The 16,108-nt window shown below is 58.9% G+C and carries 12 protein-coding genes; 6 read left to right on the top strand and 6 right to left on the bottom strand.

The features are described from left to right. The first annotated feature begins 344 nt into the window (after positions 1-344). Both A9976_RS05150 and A9976_RS05145 read left to right on the top strand, forming a co-directional pair. On the top strand, positions 345-2,429 hold the full coding sequence (locus A9976_RS05150; RefSeq protein WP_183018092.1) for an ATP-dependent endonuclease: 2,085 nt from the start codon (positions 345-347) through the stop codon (positions 2,427-2,429). 1 nt (position 2,430) lies between these two features. After that, a complete protein-coding gene (locus A9976_RS05145) occupies positions 2,431-4,269 on the top strand; it encodes a UvrD-helicase domain-containing protein (RefSeq protein WP_183018091.1) in 1,839 nt (612 codons plus the stop codon). Positions 4,270-4,318: 49 nt separating this feature from the next. Here the strand turns inward: A9976_RS05145 and radC are convergent, their stop codons facing one another. From radC to A9976_RS05130, 3 genes are all read right to left on the bottom strand, one after another. Next, positions 4,319-4,828, bottom strand: a complete 510-nt coding sequence (gene radC, locus A9976_RS05140; protein WP_183018090.1) for a RadC family protein — start codon at positions 4,826-4,828, stop codon at positions 4,319-4,321. A gap of 334 nt (positions 4,829-5,162) precedes the next feature. Beyond that, a complete protein-coding gene (locus A9976_RS05135) occupies positions 5,163-6,329 on the bottom strand; it encodes a YhcG family protein (RefSeq protein WP_183018089.1) in 1,167 nt (388 codons plus the stop codon). Beyond that, positions 6,326-7,525 (bottom strand): site-specific integrase, encoded by a 1,200-nt coding sequence (locus A9976_RS05130; protein ID WP_183018088.1) that lies wholly within the window; start codon positions 7,523-7,525, stop codon positions 6,326-6,328. The genes A9976_RS05135 and A9976_RS05130 overlap by 4 nt, the downstream gene beginning before the upstream one ends. A 559-nt stretch (positions 7,526-8,084) precedes the next feature. Between A9976_RS05130 and A9976_RS05125 the strand changes: the two genes are divergently transcribed. The 4 genes from A9976_RS05125 to A9976_RS31710 all read left to right on the top strand — a co-directional run bounded on the left by A9976_RS05125 (position 8,085) and on the right by A9976_RS31710 (position 11,287). Then, a complete protein-coding gene (locus tag A9976_RS05125; RefSeq protein ID WP_259649111.1) occupies positions 8,085-8,294 on the top strand; it encodes a response regulator in 210 nt (69 codons plus the stop codon). Further along, the gene (locus tag A9976_RS31850) at positions 8,294-8,539 is read left to right on the top strand and encodes a hypothetical protein (RefSeq protein WP_259649110.1); all 246 of its coding nucleotides are present in this window, start codon (positions 8,294-8,296) and stop codon (positions 8,537-8,539) included. The genes A9976_RS05125 and A9976_RS31850 overlap by 1 nt, the downstream gene beginning before the upstream one ends. A gap of 180 nt (positions 8,540-8,719) precedes the next feature. Further along, the gene (locus A9976_RS05115) at positions 8,720-10,582 is read left to right on the top strand and encodes a methyl-accepting chemotaxis protein (RefSeq protein WP_183018086.1); all 1,863 of its coding nucleotides are present in this window, start codon (positions 8,720-8,722) and stop codon (positions 10,580-10,582) included. Between the two features lie 78 nt (positions 10,583-10,660). After that, positions 10,661-11,287, top strand: coding sequence for a hypothetical protein (locus A9976_RS31710; protein ID WP_310889369.1), 627 nt, complete (start codon positions 10,661-10,663; stop codon positions 11,285-11,287). Positions 11,288-11,932: 645 nt separating this feature from the next. Here the strand turns inward: A9976_RS31710 and A9976_RS05100 are convergent. The 3 genes from A9976_RS05100 to A9976_RS05090 form a co-directional block, all read right to left on the bottom strand. After that, positions 11,933-12,415 (bottom strand): VC1465 family Xer recombination activation factor, encoded by a 483-nt coding sequence (locus A9976_RS05100; protein ID WP_183018085.1) that lies wholly within the window; start codon positions 12,413-12,415, stop codon positions 11,933-11,935. Positions 12,416-12,575: 160 nt separating this feature from the next. Next, on the bottom strand, positions 12,576-14,774 hold the full coding sequence (locus A9976_RS05095; protein ID WP_183018084.1) for an AAA family ATPase: 2,199 nt from the start codon (positions 14,772-14,774) through the stop codon (positions 12,576-12,578). Continuing rightward, positions 14,771-16,021 (bottom strand): hypothetical protein, encoded by a 1,251-nt coding sequence (locus tag A9976_RS05090; RefSeq protein ID WP_183018083.1) that lies wholly within the window; start codon positions 16,019-16,021, stop codon positions 14,771-14,773. Before A9976_RS05090 ends, A9976_RS05095 begins: the two co-directional genes overlap by 4 nt. Positions 16,022-16,108 lie beyond the last annotated feature (87 nt).

Below are 16,108 nucleotides of genomic sequence, written 5' to 3'. Positions count from 1 at the left end.
GGCACGCGGCCACGGGCTACAGTCGCGAGCAAGGTGATGGAGTCAGGAGAGACGGCTGGACATGGCAACGGCCGCCGCGATGTGCAGATCGCACGCAAGCGAAGCGCGCAGGCCCTAAGCTGGAAGCCGGGCCGTAGGCATCAGGGATGTGGAAGGCTGGCGAATGCCAGTCCCGTCAGGGATGAGCGAATAGCGAACCTGGAGCAGCACGGTCCGCGAAGCGGAGACGCAAGGAAGTATTTCGCTTATTATCTATTTGTATGTTGGCAGCTTTCGATCATTGAGCCGCTTTTTCGGCGAAAGCTAAAAATATCAATTATTGACTTTTGCCCAGGAGGGGATTGATGAAGATTAGCGACATTGCAATTCGGAACTTCCGTCGATTGGAAAATGTTCAAATCGACATTGAAGAGCGAGAGTCAATATTTGTTGGCCCCAACAACAGTGGCAAAACGTCTGCCACAGCAATCTTTCGCTGCTTTCTTGGCGATCGAGAATTCAAAATCCATGACTTCTCAGTCGCCAGAATGAAGGATTTCGAAGACTTTGCGAACACAGGGGATGCCAATCAGCTTCCCAAAATTAGCCTCGATCTCTGGTTTAGCATTGACCCTGAAAGTATCGCATTTGGAAGAGTTTTCACCCTTCTCCCAAAGCTTTTAGACCTAAAGCGCGTTGGAATCCGGCTTTCATATGAAGTAGATGATGCAAAGAAACTTTTGGAAAGTTACGACGCTGCTTACCCCAAAAGGGAAGGCGAAGAACGTGCTAAGGCACTCTCCCAATATCTTGCGCTAGATGGAAACCTTAGTCGGAATTTTTCAGTTGGATACTTTTCACTCGAAGAAAAGCATCAGGAGGGAGCTCCTCCTGAAATTCAAGTAAGCAGGCTTGATCCTGAGGAGGGAAAGCGCCTACTTAAGCACCTAATACGAGTGGAGTTCGTCGATGCTCAGCGTAACATCAATGATGATGACAGTAGCCGAAGCAACCGACTTTCAGCAGCTTTCGCTACCTTTTACAGAAAAAATCTTGAACAGGCTGGTCATGCTGCCGATGCTCATGGCGTAATTGATGAAAACAACAAACAACTCACCGATCACTACGCCAAGCAGTTTGAGCCCCTGATTACGCTGATTAAAGATCTTGGTGTGCCGTCTATAAATGATCGCGAGTTACGGATAATTTCATCTCTTAGCCCGGAAACTGCGCTAAGAGGCAACACCGAATTACTCTACATTGACCCCGGTAGACAGCATGAGCTTCCCGAACTGTATAACGGTCTTGGTTTCAAGAATCTCATATACATGGCCATCCAGGCGCGACACTTTCACTCTCAATGGATCATGACTGAGGTGAATCGTCCGCTATGTTTGATGATATTCATAGAGGAACCCGAGGTTCATCTTCATGCACAGGTTCAGCAGACTTTTATATCCAACATTTGGCAGGTGATAAACCAATCGGCTGAAGCGGCTGGCGAACCTGATTTAGTGCCGCAACTCGTTGTCACAACACACTCTTCTCACATCATGGATGCGGTAGATTTTGAGAAGGTTCGATATTTCCAGAGATGTCATATCGAAGGTGAGACAACGGCAACGGGCATTCGCAATGCATCAGTCGTTCACAGCCTCCGATCATTTCAACCAGAAGCGGAGACGATAGACGGTAAGTTAGTTGCTCCATCGGAGTCTCTAGCCTTTCTTAAACGGTATTTACGACTGACTCATTGTGACCTGTTTTTTGCGGATGCTGCCATCCTTGTTGAAGGCGCCGTTGAGAAACTTCTTATGCCGTCTATGATTGAGCGCGCAGCAGAAAATTTGCGTAAATCATATCTTACGGTCTTAGAGGTGGGAGGTGCCTATGCTCATCGTTTCGAGGGTCTGCTGAGCTTTCTTCATATTCCATATCTTGTTATTACAGATATTGATTCTGTTTTGCCAACTGGATATCCAAGCGCGTGTCGCGCAGATTTCGTTGGAGCCAAAACATCCAATGCCTCTATCAAGAAAATGTGTGGGCACAGCACAATTTCTGAATTGATTGCGCTGACTGCGACGCAGAAACAACATGCCGATAAAGATCGCTGCATCGCCTTTCAAACTGATGTTTTAGTAGTTGATGGAACGGCGAATGAAACGCTGCGTCCCCGCACGCTGGAGGAGTCTATCGTCTACGAGAATTTCGGGCTGCTGCGATCAGGAGCACTATCCATCGGTATTGCCATTCCAGAAATTCTTGATAATGCATATCAAGAAATTTATGATCGAATTCGGTCAGATAATTTTAAGAAAACTGATTTCGCTATGGACATTTTGGCTTGCCCCGAGCAGTGGTGCGTCCCGAGCTATATAGCTGAGGGCCTGCAGTGGCTTGAAAAGCGCTTGTCGCCGGAACCGACTACTGTCATTTCAGGAGATTAGTATGTCTGCATGGGTAGAAAGCAAGGCAGATGCTCTGGTCCGCAAGTGCCTGGATGATCGCCGTAGTTTTGCAATGATTGCGGGAGCAGGTGCCGGCAAGACTAGCTCCCTCGTAGATGCTCTTCGTCGAGTTCGCGAGTTGGAGGGAAGTTTTCTCAAGAAGCATGGCCAACGCATTGCATGCATCACTTTTACCAAGCGGGCAGTAGAAGTCATAAAGGCGCGGCTTGGATTTGATGACTTATACCTTGTCTCAACTCTTCACGGTTTTTTGTGGGGGCAAATTCACCATTTCCATGAAGACATCCGGGAGGCTTTGCGTGAAAGTCGAATTCCAGCTCTCATAGAAAAGTCCAGAGAGGATGACAATGGTGGGCAAAGCAAAAAAGCGAAGAAAGCTCGGGAAAAAATAGAGCGATTGACCAAACAGCTGACTGCGCTGGAGTTGGTCGAAAGATTTGGCTATTCAGACACTAACTTTAGTGATTACGAAAAAGGGCAAATCAGTCATGATGATGTCATAGAAATCGCTACCTACTTGCTTGCAAATAATCACACATTCAGGCGAATCATCGGCCTGCGCTTCCCTTATATTTTTGTTGATGAGGCGCAGGACACGTTTGATGGCATCGTTTCAGGGCTAAATCTCGTCTGCGCAGGTACAGGCCTTCCTCTGATCGGCTATTTTGGTGATCCTTGGCAGCAAATCTATGATCGAAGTGCCGGGGATTTTGTACCTCCTGACAATGGGGAAATAATAAAGAAGTCTGAAAATTTTCGCTGTTCAAAAAGTGTTATCCGACTCCTCAATAAATACAGAGGAGATGTTGAACAGTATGCTGCGGGGGAAAACTCGTCGTGCGAAGGTAGTGTTGAATTTTTGCTGATACAAGCAGAAGAACCATCAGAGCCGCGCAAGCGATACTCTGAAGATCAAATCAAACGAGCCTTAGCGCGTATGGATGCCGCTATCGCGAGCTGGGGATGGACAGAGCGTAAAGATGTCGTAAAACTATTTCTGGCTCGGCAAATGATCGCTCGCAGGCTTGGATTTTCTGATCTCAATCGTCTTTTCACAGGAGAGTATGCTTCTTCCCGGGCACAAGACGCATTTGAAGAAGGCGAGCACTTTCTTATCAAGCCATTTCTTTCGACCATTTGTCCGCTCATCAATGCTCAAGCCAAAGATGATGATAGAGCAGTCATCAATATTCTTCGTCGCAGCAGCCCAGCTTTTGCAACCGATGGTTTAAATGCAGAAAAATCATTGAAGCTGATGATTGAAGCGTCGAAATCGCTAGTAAATCAGCTTGTTGACCTATGGAATACAGAAAAAATTGGGCCCATCCTTCGATTTTGCGTTGAAAAGCAAATTATTCAACCATCCGAAAGACTTTGCGAAAATCTTGACCGCGATCCCAGGACAGAATCTTTCGATGAAGAGATTCACAGCCTAGATAAAGGAGACTGGCTTGCAGATTCTTTTTTTCAAATGATGCCTGCGCAGATTGGATGCTACTTTGAATTCATTGTCAATAACACTGCCTACAGTACTCAGCATGGAGTCAAAGGCGAAGAGTACTCAAAAGTCCTAGTGGTTTATGATGATATTGAGGCGGCGTGGAACCAATACAGTTTCAATAAAACATTAACGCCACTAACAGCCGGTGAACCCTCTGATCGGCAGCGCGACGTAACGCAAAAACTTGCATACGTGTCATTCTCGCGTGCGATGGAGGATTTGCGTGTTGTATTGTTCACAGCCAATCCGGAAGGTGCGCAAGCCGAACTCATTGACAAGAAGTTGCTGGAACCCAGTCAAATCCAGATCATGCCCTGATCGCTATTTTTCTAATATCAAAGGGACAAAAGGGGCCGAAGCCCCAGGCTTAGATCAGGCCACATTCAGCGAAGGACGCAGTGTCGCTACCGGCGATAATGACATGATCCAGCGTGCGCACCTCCACCAGCCCCAGCGCTTCCTTGAGCCGCTGCGTCAGCACCTTATCGGCCTGCGACGGCTCAGGATTCCCGCTCGGATGGTTGTGCGAAAGGATCACTGCCGCAGCATTGAGCCGTAGCGCTTCCTTGACCACTTCGCGCGGATACACCGATGCACTGTCGATGGTGCCGTGGAACATCTCCCGGTACTCGATCAGCCGGTGGCGCGTATCCAGAAACAGCAACGCAAAGACTTCATGCTCGAAGCCTGCCAGCTTGTTGCGCAGGTACTCCTTGACCAGCGCCGGCGAAGTGAACTCAGCACCACGCTGCATCTTCAGCTCGATGGCCTGGCGTGCCGCTTCAAGAATTTGATCCACCGATGCCGGCATGTAGCGCCCTTGGGCGTCACGCACCAGCAAAGCGTCATCGAACGAGGAAAAGGACAGTTGCGACATGATCGTGCTCCGGTTGCTCGGGCGGAATTGCCCGGAACCGCGGCCAGCACGGCGCAGCGCAAGCAGTCAGGGATCGAAGACGGCCGACAGGCCGCAAGCGTGCGAGCACGCGCAGTCATTGACGGCGAGAACGCCGTGATACGGTGAAGGGAACAGCAAGACCGCCTACACCCCACTCAGCCACACACCCGCCGTTGGCAAGTGCGCAGCACGCGCAGGCCCGGATCAGCGATCCAGGCCGGAGGCGTCAGGGATCAGCGCCGAATGGCTGTGATTCGGCACGAAGCACGGGGCGCAGCCCGCGAGCCCGACGGCGGTACGCCGGGACGAACGACTATGGCTTATCGTCCTTGAGGGACAGCGTGCCGCGAGATTCAAGCAGACGCCGCGTGTTCTCCAGTTCCTTTTGCAGCAGTTCGGCATCCGGCAACACCGTCCGGTAGTTCGCAGCCATCACCTTGGTCGGCAAACCATCCAACGCATACCGCGCTAGGGCATGGCCCTTGTCGGCACACAGGATCAGGCCCACCGGCGGATTCTCGTCAGGGTAGGCCCAATGCTCCTTGGCATAGTTGCAGTACATATGCATCTGCCCCACATCGGCATGCGTCAGGCTGCCCAGCTTCAGGTCGATGATGACCAGGCAGCGCAGCTTCCGATGAAAGAACAGCAGATCGACCCGATACCAGGTCTGGTCGATACGCAAGCGCCGCTGCCGCCCCACGAAGGTGAATCCTTCGCCCAGTTCCAGTAGGAAGTCTTCCAGCCGCTGGATCAAAGCCGCTTCCAGGTCGGATTCCGAATACTCGTCCTTGAGGTCGAGGAACTCCAGCACATACGGGTCTTTGATCGCGTCGTTGGGCGTGACGGCATCCTCGGGCTTGGCCACCGAACCTTTGACCAGCATCGCCGCCTTGTCCTTGGACAAGGCCGTGCGTTCGTAGAACTGGCTTCCAATCTGTCGATCGAGCTGGCGCACGCTCCAGCCACCGCGCAGCGCCTCGGCCTCGTAGAACTGGCGGGCATGGTCATCCTTGACCGACAGCAGTCGGACATAGGCCGACCACGGCAAGGTGAAGACCTGGGCAAGTTCGGAGAGGTCGAATTTCCGAGACACTGTCTGGGATTTCTCGGTAGGCGACTCATTTCCCAATTTCCCAGACACTGTCTGGGAAATTGAGGGCTGGGGGTATGCGAGGAAGAAACGCCGCATGCTCTCCAGATTGTTGACACCGAACCCGCGCCCGAATCGGGCCGTCAAGTCGGCGGACAAGCGCTCCATCAACTGCTCGCCGTAACCGGCTCGTCGCCTGCCTTTCTGCTCGGCTTCGACGATCCGGCGGCCAATCTCCCAATAGCTGGCTGTCATCAGTGCATTGACACTGCGCGCCGCCGCCTGGCGCGCAGCATCCAGCAACTCGACGATGCCGCCGTGGATGCCAGCATAGCCAGCCGGTAAGGCGGCGGGCTTCCGCGTTGCCACGGGTGTCTTCCTTGTCATGCTGTCACCTCCATAGAACGGGATGCCCCGGTAATCGCTAGCCGCCGATTCGCCACCAGTTCGGCTGCATCCCGCACCGGCTTGTCCTCGGTATGAACATAGTGCATAAACATCGCCACGGTCTTGTGGCCTGTGAGCTTCATGCCCACCTTGGTGGGCACGCCCGAATTGGCAATGTCGGTCGTCGCTCGGTGACGGATACCGTGCGTGCCAACGTGCGGCACGCCAGCAGCCTTGAGCACGCGCGTCCAGCCGCCGTAGTGCTCACCGTGGGTCATGTGCCGGGTCGGGTCATTGGGCGACGGCAGGACATAGGGGCAGCCTTCCCGACGCGGTGCGGTGGACAGCAGCCGATAGGCTTCCTCACTCATGGGCTTGGAGATGCCGCCGGTCTTGCTGTCAGGCCAGACGACGCGGCGCTTTTCCAGATCAATCCAATCCCACTCCAACGGGCAGATTTCGGAGCGGCGGGCGGCAAACTCGAATTGCAGGCGGATCGCCAGCGGGATGACGTAGTTCTCCAGTTCTTCCGCCTCCAAGTGCTCCAACTGGCGGAAGATCCGCACCAGTTCATCATCCACGATGAGCCGGGTTTCCTTGCCGGGTGGGTACATCGGGACGTGCCGGCACGGATTGGTGCCGTCCGGGCGCAGCCCCCACACTTCGGCCAGGTTGAACATCTTGCGCAGTACACCGAAGGTACGGTTGGCCTCGGCCTGCTTGTAGGCCAGCTTCTTCATCAGCGCGGCCACGTCCGGGCGCTTCACGTCCTGCACCTTCATCCGGCCCATGATCGGGATGATGCAGCGGTCAATCACGCCCTGATAGCCGCGTTGCGTGCTGGGCTTGTTGCGCTGCTTGGAGTAATCCTCCATGAAGGTGTGGCAAAACTCCTTCATGGTCGGCGCCTTGCGGGCGGCGTTCTTGGCCGCGCTCGGGTCACCACCTTTGCGTACCTCGGCCAGCCACTCCTGCGCCATCGTGCGTGCCTGATCGACCGTCAGTTCCCCGTACTGGCCCAAAGCGGGCTTGCGGCGCTCGCCAGCGTTCGTGCGGTACTGGAGCATGAACACCTTGCGGCCCGCCGGGGTGATCTTGCACAGGAAGCCGGGCACCACGGTGTCCCGCAGTTCGATGGCCTTGTCTTGGGGTTGTGCCGCATCGACTGCGGACTTGGTGAGCTTGATTTTCGCCATGATGACTCCTCGGAAAGCCCGGTTTCCAAGAGCCGCATGGGAGCCACGCGAGGGGAAGCCGGGTCAAGTTTCGGAAAGCACCGGCATATGTTGAACTCGCCTAAGTGATTGATAAACCTGCTGTATCGAGCCTTGGCGTAGTCCAGCGAATTGCGGTACTGGAGTCATCGTGAAACAAAAAAAGGCCTGAGCTGATGCCGCTCTCAGCCTTGCTAAGGCGATCACGTGGCAGGGATTCGCCAGCCAAATATGACCGATCCTCCCGCAGGCCGACCGGACATGGTCAAACGAGGTCGCAGACCTCGCCATCAATCAGGGCGCCGCAGCGACGAGCTTGCTGCGGAAGGCCTTCCGTGATTGGTATGCATCCCGAGCGCCAGACACCGACAGCGGATTCCTCGATAGCCGTACATGGCGAGTTGTAGACCGGAGATTCACTCACCCGCAAAAGTAGCAATTTCTTCAAATTGATAGGAAAAATAAATGCATATTTGATCAAATTGATATTTATGATTCAGCCATCAGATCAATTTTGTCATTCAAGGGCACCATGAGAAAAATGCTCATCGTCGAAGACCACTCGGGCATCCGCAAGCTGTTGCGCATGGCGCTGGAATTCCGTGACTTTGATGTCATAGGGGCTTGCGATGGCGACGAAGCCCGGGCGATGGCCGAGATGCACAGGCCAGACATCGTCCTGCTCGACAACATGACCTTCAGCACCTTGAAGCTGCTGGAGACGATCGAAAGACTTGAAAGGATCGCCTGATGGCCCAGTACCAGACCAGCGTCCCGAGGGAGTTGTCGCGACCTTTCGATCCTGCGGCCGCGGAGCAGATGGAGCAGCTCATCCAGGACTTCGGCCGCATGTACCGCGAGCGCAAGGATCTGCTCAAGGAAGTGACACGTGCCCACCGCGGGACAACGAGTGGCTGCTCTACTGCCGCTTCGCAATGGACCTGCCGCACCCGGCCAGGCAGCAGGTTGTGGCGATCAAGCAGCGATACGGCTTGACGGACGCCGAATGCCGTTGGCTGCGCCGATCCGGCCAGTTCAGGGTGACGCGGGACAGCGCAGGGCAGGGCAGGGGTCAGTCGCAAGCTCCATGCTCTGCGCCAAGCCAGATCAAGCCTGCATGGCCAACTCAACTCCATCGTCCTGGTCCAGGACGAGACCACAGTCTAAGGAACAACAATGAGACTACAGATCAAACAAGTGTACAGTTTTGGTGCCGCTCTCCTGCTGGTTCTTGGCGCGGCCACCATAGGCGCAGCCATCATGAGCAACCGCAGCAGCGATCTTGCCGACGAAACTGCCGCCAGGCGATACCAGTCGTACCTGCTGGCCGATGAGTTGCGGCAAAGCTCTGACGACCTCACCCGACTGGCGCGCACCTACGTGGCCACCAGTGACGCCAAGTGGGAGAAGCAATACATCGAGATTCTGGATATTCGAAATGGCAAGCTCCCACGGCCTCAGGCCTACGAGCGGATCTATTGGGACTTCCGGGCAGCCGATGCGCAAAACGTGCGTCCCGCAGGCGAAACGGTGCCGCTGCTTGATCTGATGAAGCGGGCCGGCTTTGCAGACAACGAACTCGCCAAGTTGGCCGAGGCCAAGGCCAACTCAGATGATCTGGTGCGCACTGAAACCATCGCAATGAACATGGTGAAGGGCCTCTATGACGACGGCAAAGGTGGGTTCACGCGCCAAGCTGAACCCGACAAGGCCAAGGCTCTGGGGATGATGCACGACTTGGCATACCACCAGTACAAAGCCAAGATCATGAAACCCGTGGACGAGTTCCTGATTCTTCTCGATGAGCGCACGTCAGCACAACTGGCCGCAGCCGTGGCGGCGCGGCAGCAATGGTCAAAACTTGTCATGGCCTCGACGGCATCGCTCATCGTGAGCTTGCTCGCCGGGCTACTTTATCTGCGTCGTCGCACCAGCGCCGTGCTTGGCGACGTCAGTCGTCTGGCATCGGGCATTGCGGCAGGGGAGCTTGATCAGTCGATCGATCACGGTGTGAGGGGTGAAGAAGGTGACCTGCTGCGCACTATGGGCAGCATGCAGCAGCAATTGTCCAGCGTGGTGGGCGCTATTCGCAGTGGCGCCGACAGCGTGGCGACAGCCAGCACCCAGATTGCACAGGGCAACCAGGACCTGAGCCAGCGCACCGAAGAGCAAGCCAGTGCCCTGCAACAAACAGCCGCCACGATGGAAGAGTTGGGCACCACCACCCGCAACAACGCCGACAACGCCAAGCAGGCCAATCAACTCGCTCAGGGCGCCTCGGCCGTCGCTGCGCAAGGTGGCGAGGTGGTCGGCAAGGTCGTCACCACGATGCAAGGCATCAGCGACAGCAGCCGCAAGATCGGCGACATCATCGGCGTGATCGACGGCATCGCCTTCCAGACCAACATCCTGGCGCTCAACGCAGCCGTGGAGGCGGCCCGCGCAGGCGAGCAGGGCCGCGGCTTCGCTGTCGTGGCGTCTGAAGTGCGCAGCCTCGCGCAGCGCAGCGCTGAAGCTGCCAAGGAAATCAAGACCCTGATCGGTCGCAGCGTCGAGCAGGTGGAGCAGGGCAGCGTGCTGGTGGACGAGGCCGGCAAGACCATGGGCGAGATCGTCGCCTCGATCCAACGCGTGAGTGACATCGTGGCCGAGATTACCTCGGCCAGCGTCGAGCAGAGCTCCGGCATCGGGCAGGTCGGCGAGGCCGTCAGCCAGATGGACCAGGTGACGCAGCAGAACGCGGCGCTTGTGGAAGAGAGCGCTGCTGCCGCAGAGAGCCTGAAGGGCCAGGCCCAGAAACTGGTGCAGGCCGTGGCGGTGTTCAAGCTATCGCATGAAGGACTTCGAGGCTCGACCTACGCTGCGGCCCCAGTGGCCAACGCTGCGGCCGTCGAGCGTCGCGGCCCGGACCGTGCCAAGAACATCACCCGGCCGGCATTCAAGGCGAAGGCTGCTGCAGCCCCAGCACCGACCGCTGAGTCAAGCCAGCGCGCTATCGCACCTGCCAAGACCGGCACTGACGGCTGGGCGTCGTTCTGAGCGCGGCTCGCCGCGCCAGAACCCGTCCCCAACCTGCAAGGAGTGCTGGGAGCGGACAGCATCAAGCCGGCGCCCCAGATGAGTGCCTCGGTGGATGCCGGCTACATCGTGGGTATGGGCTGCTTCAAGAGCGGCGATGTCGAGCGCATGCTGATTCTGACCGACATCGAAGCGCTCATGAGCAGCGCCGAGAGAGGTAGTCGTGAAGGACAAGCGCCGCAGGCGCTGGTCCCTCGCAGAGAAGGCGGCGCTGGTGCGCCGAACCTACGAACTCTTCTTAGACGGCGTCTACAGCTGGGGAGTCATCGGCAAGGCTGCATGGGATTCAGGGTCATTAGGAGGGAGCTGTGGATGTGGTTCAAAGTGAAAAAGCCCGCGACAGCGGTTCCTTCGGAAGAGGTTGTTCGCCAGCACTCGTTGCGGCATCTCGCCGAGGTGTTCGACGTGCCTGAGGCATCGCTGACCCTTGATGCCCGCTTCGGGCAAGAGTTGAAGGCGAACCCGGCTTCCGACTTCAAGGTCAACCAGTTCGACATCGTTGACGGCGATATCAAGGATGTCGCTGACAAGTGGCTTCTCAAAGAGATGGCGCAAGGCAAGTTGGTCATCCAGACCGTCGGCGACTACTGCGAGCACATGGTCCGTTGTAGCAGCATCAATCCCGAAGAGGTCGTCCGTGTTCTTCGGCTGCCAGCTGTGGAGTAGCGCTGTTTGCGTTGGGCGCCGATTCGAGGCTGGCCAACTGCCACCCGAAGGGCTCAGCCACGACGCGGCGGCGCAACGCTCGATGCTCGCCGAGGGCGGTGCATGCGGACGAAGTGGTATGCACCGCTATGCAGCTCCGGTGAACTCAAGATCGCCCTCTGACAGGGAGGCAAACGCAGCCTTTTCAATCTGAGAATGTGCCGTAGAGGCGTCGACGTTAGAATTTTCGGTAGCCATTGTTCAGTCCTCCTGACGACTGGTTTTGGTTAGGGGTTCCGGGTGTTCTCAGCACCCGGCATCCCCGCCTTGAATGCCCCAACGGGGCGGGCAGGCTCTGTCGAGGCAGGATTGCCCCACAGAGCCATCAGAACGGCCACAGTGGCCGCAGATGCATGGAGTAGGGGGCTCATGCCCCATCCTCATCGCGAACTTTGCGAGGACGGCCACAGCCACGTTTGGCGTCAGGAATCGCGAAGTAGACCTCCTGACCTTCGAGCTGGCAGGCCTCTGCCCACAGCAGCGCAAACGCAGGATTCTTTGGAACATAGCTTTGCAAAGGCTCAGCAGGCCCGTCCGGGCTATCGGCGTCAAACGTCAAGTACCAGCGGACACGACGGCGGCATTCAGTGATTGCACGCTGGTGACTTAGTCGCCATGGTGTTCACCGTCCTTCAGTGACCGGGTTGCTTTGGTTTTGATAGCAAACAAGCTAGACGGCATCAGGTTTTCAAAATTCCATGTTCCAAAGTGTTTATGGGATAAATCTAGGGCCGGCGCTTCGCCCACGGCCACCACGCCAGGCTCCGCCTCTGTCGTGGTGTCCATGCGCGCAGCACCTTCGACCCGACGTTGTTTGCCGAACATGGCGGCTCGACGCACGAGCAATCCCCACCAGGCGCTGTCGGTGTCCACAAAAACATGCACCTCAGGCGAGATCAGCTTGTGGCCATGGAAGCTCCAGCCTTGCCAGGTCTGGCCAGGCAGTTCCATGCGGTTGAGCAGCCGCAGCAGCCGGTACGTTGCGTACGGGATGTCGTGCTTGCCGCAGGCCCAGTTATGCAAAGTACGTTCGGAGACGTGAAGAAGCTGCGCGCAGCCAGGCAGATCCAGGCCAAGGCTCTGGTGCATGGCCCTGAAGCGCAGGGCAAGCTGGGCGCGGGTGTCGGTGATGCCGCAGCCGGAGCTTTCTCTTTAATTGATACGATGTATATTATGTTAAATCGCAAATCCAGGTAGCAGCCTGAAAACCAAGGCAAGGCACTCCTCCAGTGTCTCGCCTGCTTCGTTTTCAGCTGTTCAAGACGGTTTCCAGGCCTTCAAGCTCCTGCTTCAGCAAAAGCGCGGTTTCCTGCGGCTCGAACTGGCGCTGCAACAGCGGGATGGTGAAGACGTAGCATGCATCGTGCACACCGTACGTTTCATCCCGGCGCAGGACATAGGCCAGTTGCAGGCGCGCCAGGGACCGGCGCAAGGCCTGGGCCTGGCCGGTGGCGCCGTGGGACTGGACCAGGGCGTCGAGTGCGGCCAGGCTGGTCTGTCCTTGCTGGGCCGTGTGATAGACGGCGATGCGGTCCAGGCGGCAGGCCTGTTCATCGGTGCTCAGGCGGCCCCAGCCTACCAGCGCGTCCTGCACTGGCTGGGATGCCATGGCCTGGCGCAGGTGGCGTTCTTCGATGACGCGTTCGTCGGCGCCCAGCGCTTCCAGGCATTCCTGGCAGAGGATGGCGACCAGATTGGCGCGCCTGCCGCTGGCCTCTATCAGCCGTTCGGCCAGAGCGTCGTTGGCAAAGCCCAGGCGCAGCCTGCGCAGCGGCTCGGTGGCCAGGGCGTGACATGCCGCTGGCTCCAATCCGCCAATGGCCAGGATTTCGCCGAAGTTGCGCAGCGGCGACTGGTAGTCGAGCAGCGCTGCCGCGTACAGATCCCAGAATCCCGCCAGCATGAACCAGCAACGGCCCTCCTCGCTCAGCGCGCGCAAGGCGCTGAGCTGGGGGTAGCCATTGCGGGCTTCGTCGCGGAAGAACAGGTCGGCCTCGTCGATCAGCAGGTACAGCCGCCTGCCCTGCGACTGCTTCTGCAGGTGTTCGATGATGGCCTCCAGCGGTGTTTCCACGGGAAGGCCGAACTGCGTGGCCAGGCGCGGCGTGAGGCGGTGGTCGCGCAGCGAGATGTAGTGGCAGGCGATGGCCGGATGCTCCTGCAGCCGCCGCTGCACGGCCTTGAGCAGGCTGCTTTTGCCGAGCTGGCGTCCTCCCACGACCAGGTAGTTGGCCGGTTCGCGGTTGAGCACGCGTGCCAGCAGTCGCTCGCGGCCAAAGAAAACGTCCTCGCGCGTCACGCCGCCGCGCGTCTGGTAGGGCGATATGCGCGTGACCTGCAGCTGCGTGGCCAGCAGTCGCAGCAGCACCTGGTCCGGATCGCCGCCCATCAGCCATTCGGTCTGGCCAGGGCTGTCCAGCAGCACGTGCAGATTGGCGCGGTCCTGGGCATGGCGCTGCAGCAGCGGCATGGGCGACTGGGGATGCTGGGGACTGAGTATGAGCACCACATCGCCGCCGGTTTGCAGCAGGCGCAGCTGGCGCACGAGTTCGCCCTCTTCCAGCTCCGCTGGCGGCGCATAGACCATGCAGCGGCCCAGGGCGATGGGCAGCTCGGATGGCAGCGTCCACTCGAACATGTCGCCGGGCATGGGCCATTCGCCTTCGGCCGGTTTGCAGGTGGCGGCCAGGCGTTCGGCCAGGGCGCGCACGCGGGCAGCGGGGCTGGCGTGGGCCAGCCGCAGGGCCCGCTGCCAGTCCGGCGGGCGTATGCCTGCGGTGCGCAAGACGGCGGAGCGGCGGCCGGTGAGCCGCAGCAGCCGGTCCAGCTGGGGTAGATGCTGGTAGGGCTTGCGGCGCAGGCGCTCGGGCTTGAGCTGTGCCGGGCCTATCAGCGGATGTCGCACCAGCCACAGCAGGGCCAGGCCGCCAAAGACCAGGGCGCTGGTCCAGATGACGCTGCGCAGCCATCCAAAGGGTTCATGCTCGGGCTGGCCCGGCGAGGGGCTGCAGTTCAGCGGCAGGTAGCGCGGCGGAGTGGGCGGCAGGCCGCCCTGGCAGCTCCAGTCCCGGCGTTGCATGTCCAGTTGCAGCAGGACCTGGGTTCCGGCGAGCACGCCCATCTGGCTGTCGCGCACCACGTCCGCCTGCAGCACGAATGGCCTGGGCGAACTCATGCGTACGCGCGGTTCGGCAATGTCCGGCGCCACGCTGGCCAGGTCCTGCGGCCAGCCTTCATGCTGGCCCACATAGTCCATCAGGGCCAGGCGCCATAGGATGATCTCGTTCCAGACCCGGCCCGAGCTTTCCGCGCCCAGCAGGCTGCCACGGGTGACGGGGTTGTAGCGGGGCAGCAGGATGGCCGTGCCGATGAACAGCGTGACCAAGGCGAGCAGCGCGGCGCGCCACCAGGATTTGGGCAGTTGCACAAGCCGGTCCAGGCCCCTCATGCCTGCAGCACCGCCACGGCGGCTTCGCGGGCAATGTCGCAGCGCCAGTGCAGATGGGCGCCCTCGCCTGCTCCGCGCACCTGCAGCAGATTGCCCCAGAACAGGCGCCGCAGCACGGCATCCTGCAGATAGGGGCGTGCACGGCCCAGCGATGCCGCATCGACCAGGCTGCGCAGTTGCTCGCGCGTTGCAGGCTCCTGCGCCAGGGGCAGCAAGGTCTGCCACAGGCGCGCGCTGGCCACCAGATGGGCGCGCAGCAGGGGCGAGTGCACTGAAGCGACGCCCACGCCCTGCTCCACCAGCCATTGCAGCGCTTCCTCGAAAAGCGCGGGATGCCCGCCCGTCAGCGCCTGCAATGCCTCGATGACCTCGGCCGGCCAGGCCGTGCCCGGCCAGCGCTGGCGCGCCATCAAGGCCAGGTCTTCCCGCGTGGGATCGGGCCAGTGGGCCACCTGGCCGATGTTGAGCAGTGACAGATCGCCGCTGCGGTACTTGAGGTCGGCCAGGGCCTCGCTGCCGCACAGCAGCAGGTGCAGGCGGCCGCTGTGCATTTCGCTGAGGCTGCGCAGAATGCCGGCCAGTGTTTCGCGCAGCTGCGCCGTGCCCTGCTCGAAGCGGCTGACCAGGCAGAACAGCCGGCCGCCGGCCAGCAGGCGCTTTTCCAGCAGGGCCTCGAATTCGTAGTCCGAGCCAACCTCGCCCAGTCCGCATTGCCGGCCCAGGGCCGCGAAGTAGTCGGCCGCAGCCGTGCTCACGCTGTAGGGCGGCTGGAGGTGCAACACCGCCTCGGCGCCATACTGGGCGCGGGCGCGCAGCAGCAGTTCCTGGCGAAACGGAGGCTGCCCCCAGTGCGCGGGTGACAGCAGCATGGTGATGGCATAGGGCCTGGCCTGGGCCAGCTGGGCGAAAAGCCGGTCCATGAAGCCTGCAAAAGGCTGGGCGCCGGCGGCGGCGGCCTGCAACGGAAACTCCGTGGCAAAGCCGGCGGCGGAAAACAGGCGATTGGTCTCCGCCTCCGTCAGGCGCAGGTACTGGGCGCAGGCGGCCAGCCGGTCGCGCGAGCGCGGATTGGGCAGGGAAACGCCGTTTCTCCAGTTGTTGACGGCCTCCCGGCTCAACCCGATCTCGGTGGCCACGCCCGAGGCGCTGGCGCGGATGCGGCGCATGTAAAGCCCCAGCAAATGGCCGAAATCCTCGTGAACGCCTGGTGCCACGGCAGCACCCTGTTCAATGGCGGTGGGCTGCATCAGCGACGGTCCTGCGCAAAAAAGCGGTGTCTGTCGGCACAGGTCCATGCTGACGTGATGACGGTCTGTATCCACATGCGGTTCACC

This window comes from Delftia sp. UME58, assembly GCF_014170385.1.
Classification (GTDB): Bacteria; Pseudomonadota; Gammaproteobacteria; order Burkholderiales; family Burkholderiaceae_C; genus Comamonas; species Comamonas acidovorans.
Note: the sequence above shows the minus strand (reverse complement) of the source record. Positions and strands in the feature narration are given on the sequence as shown.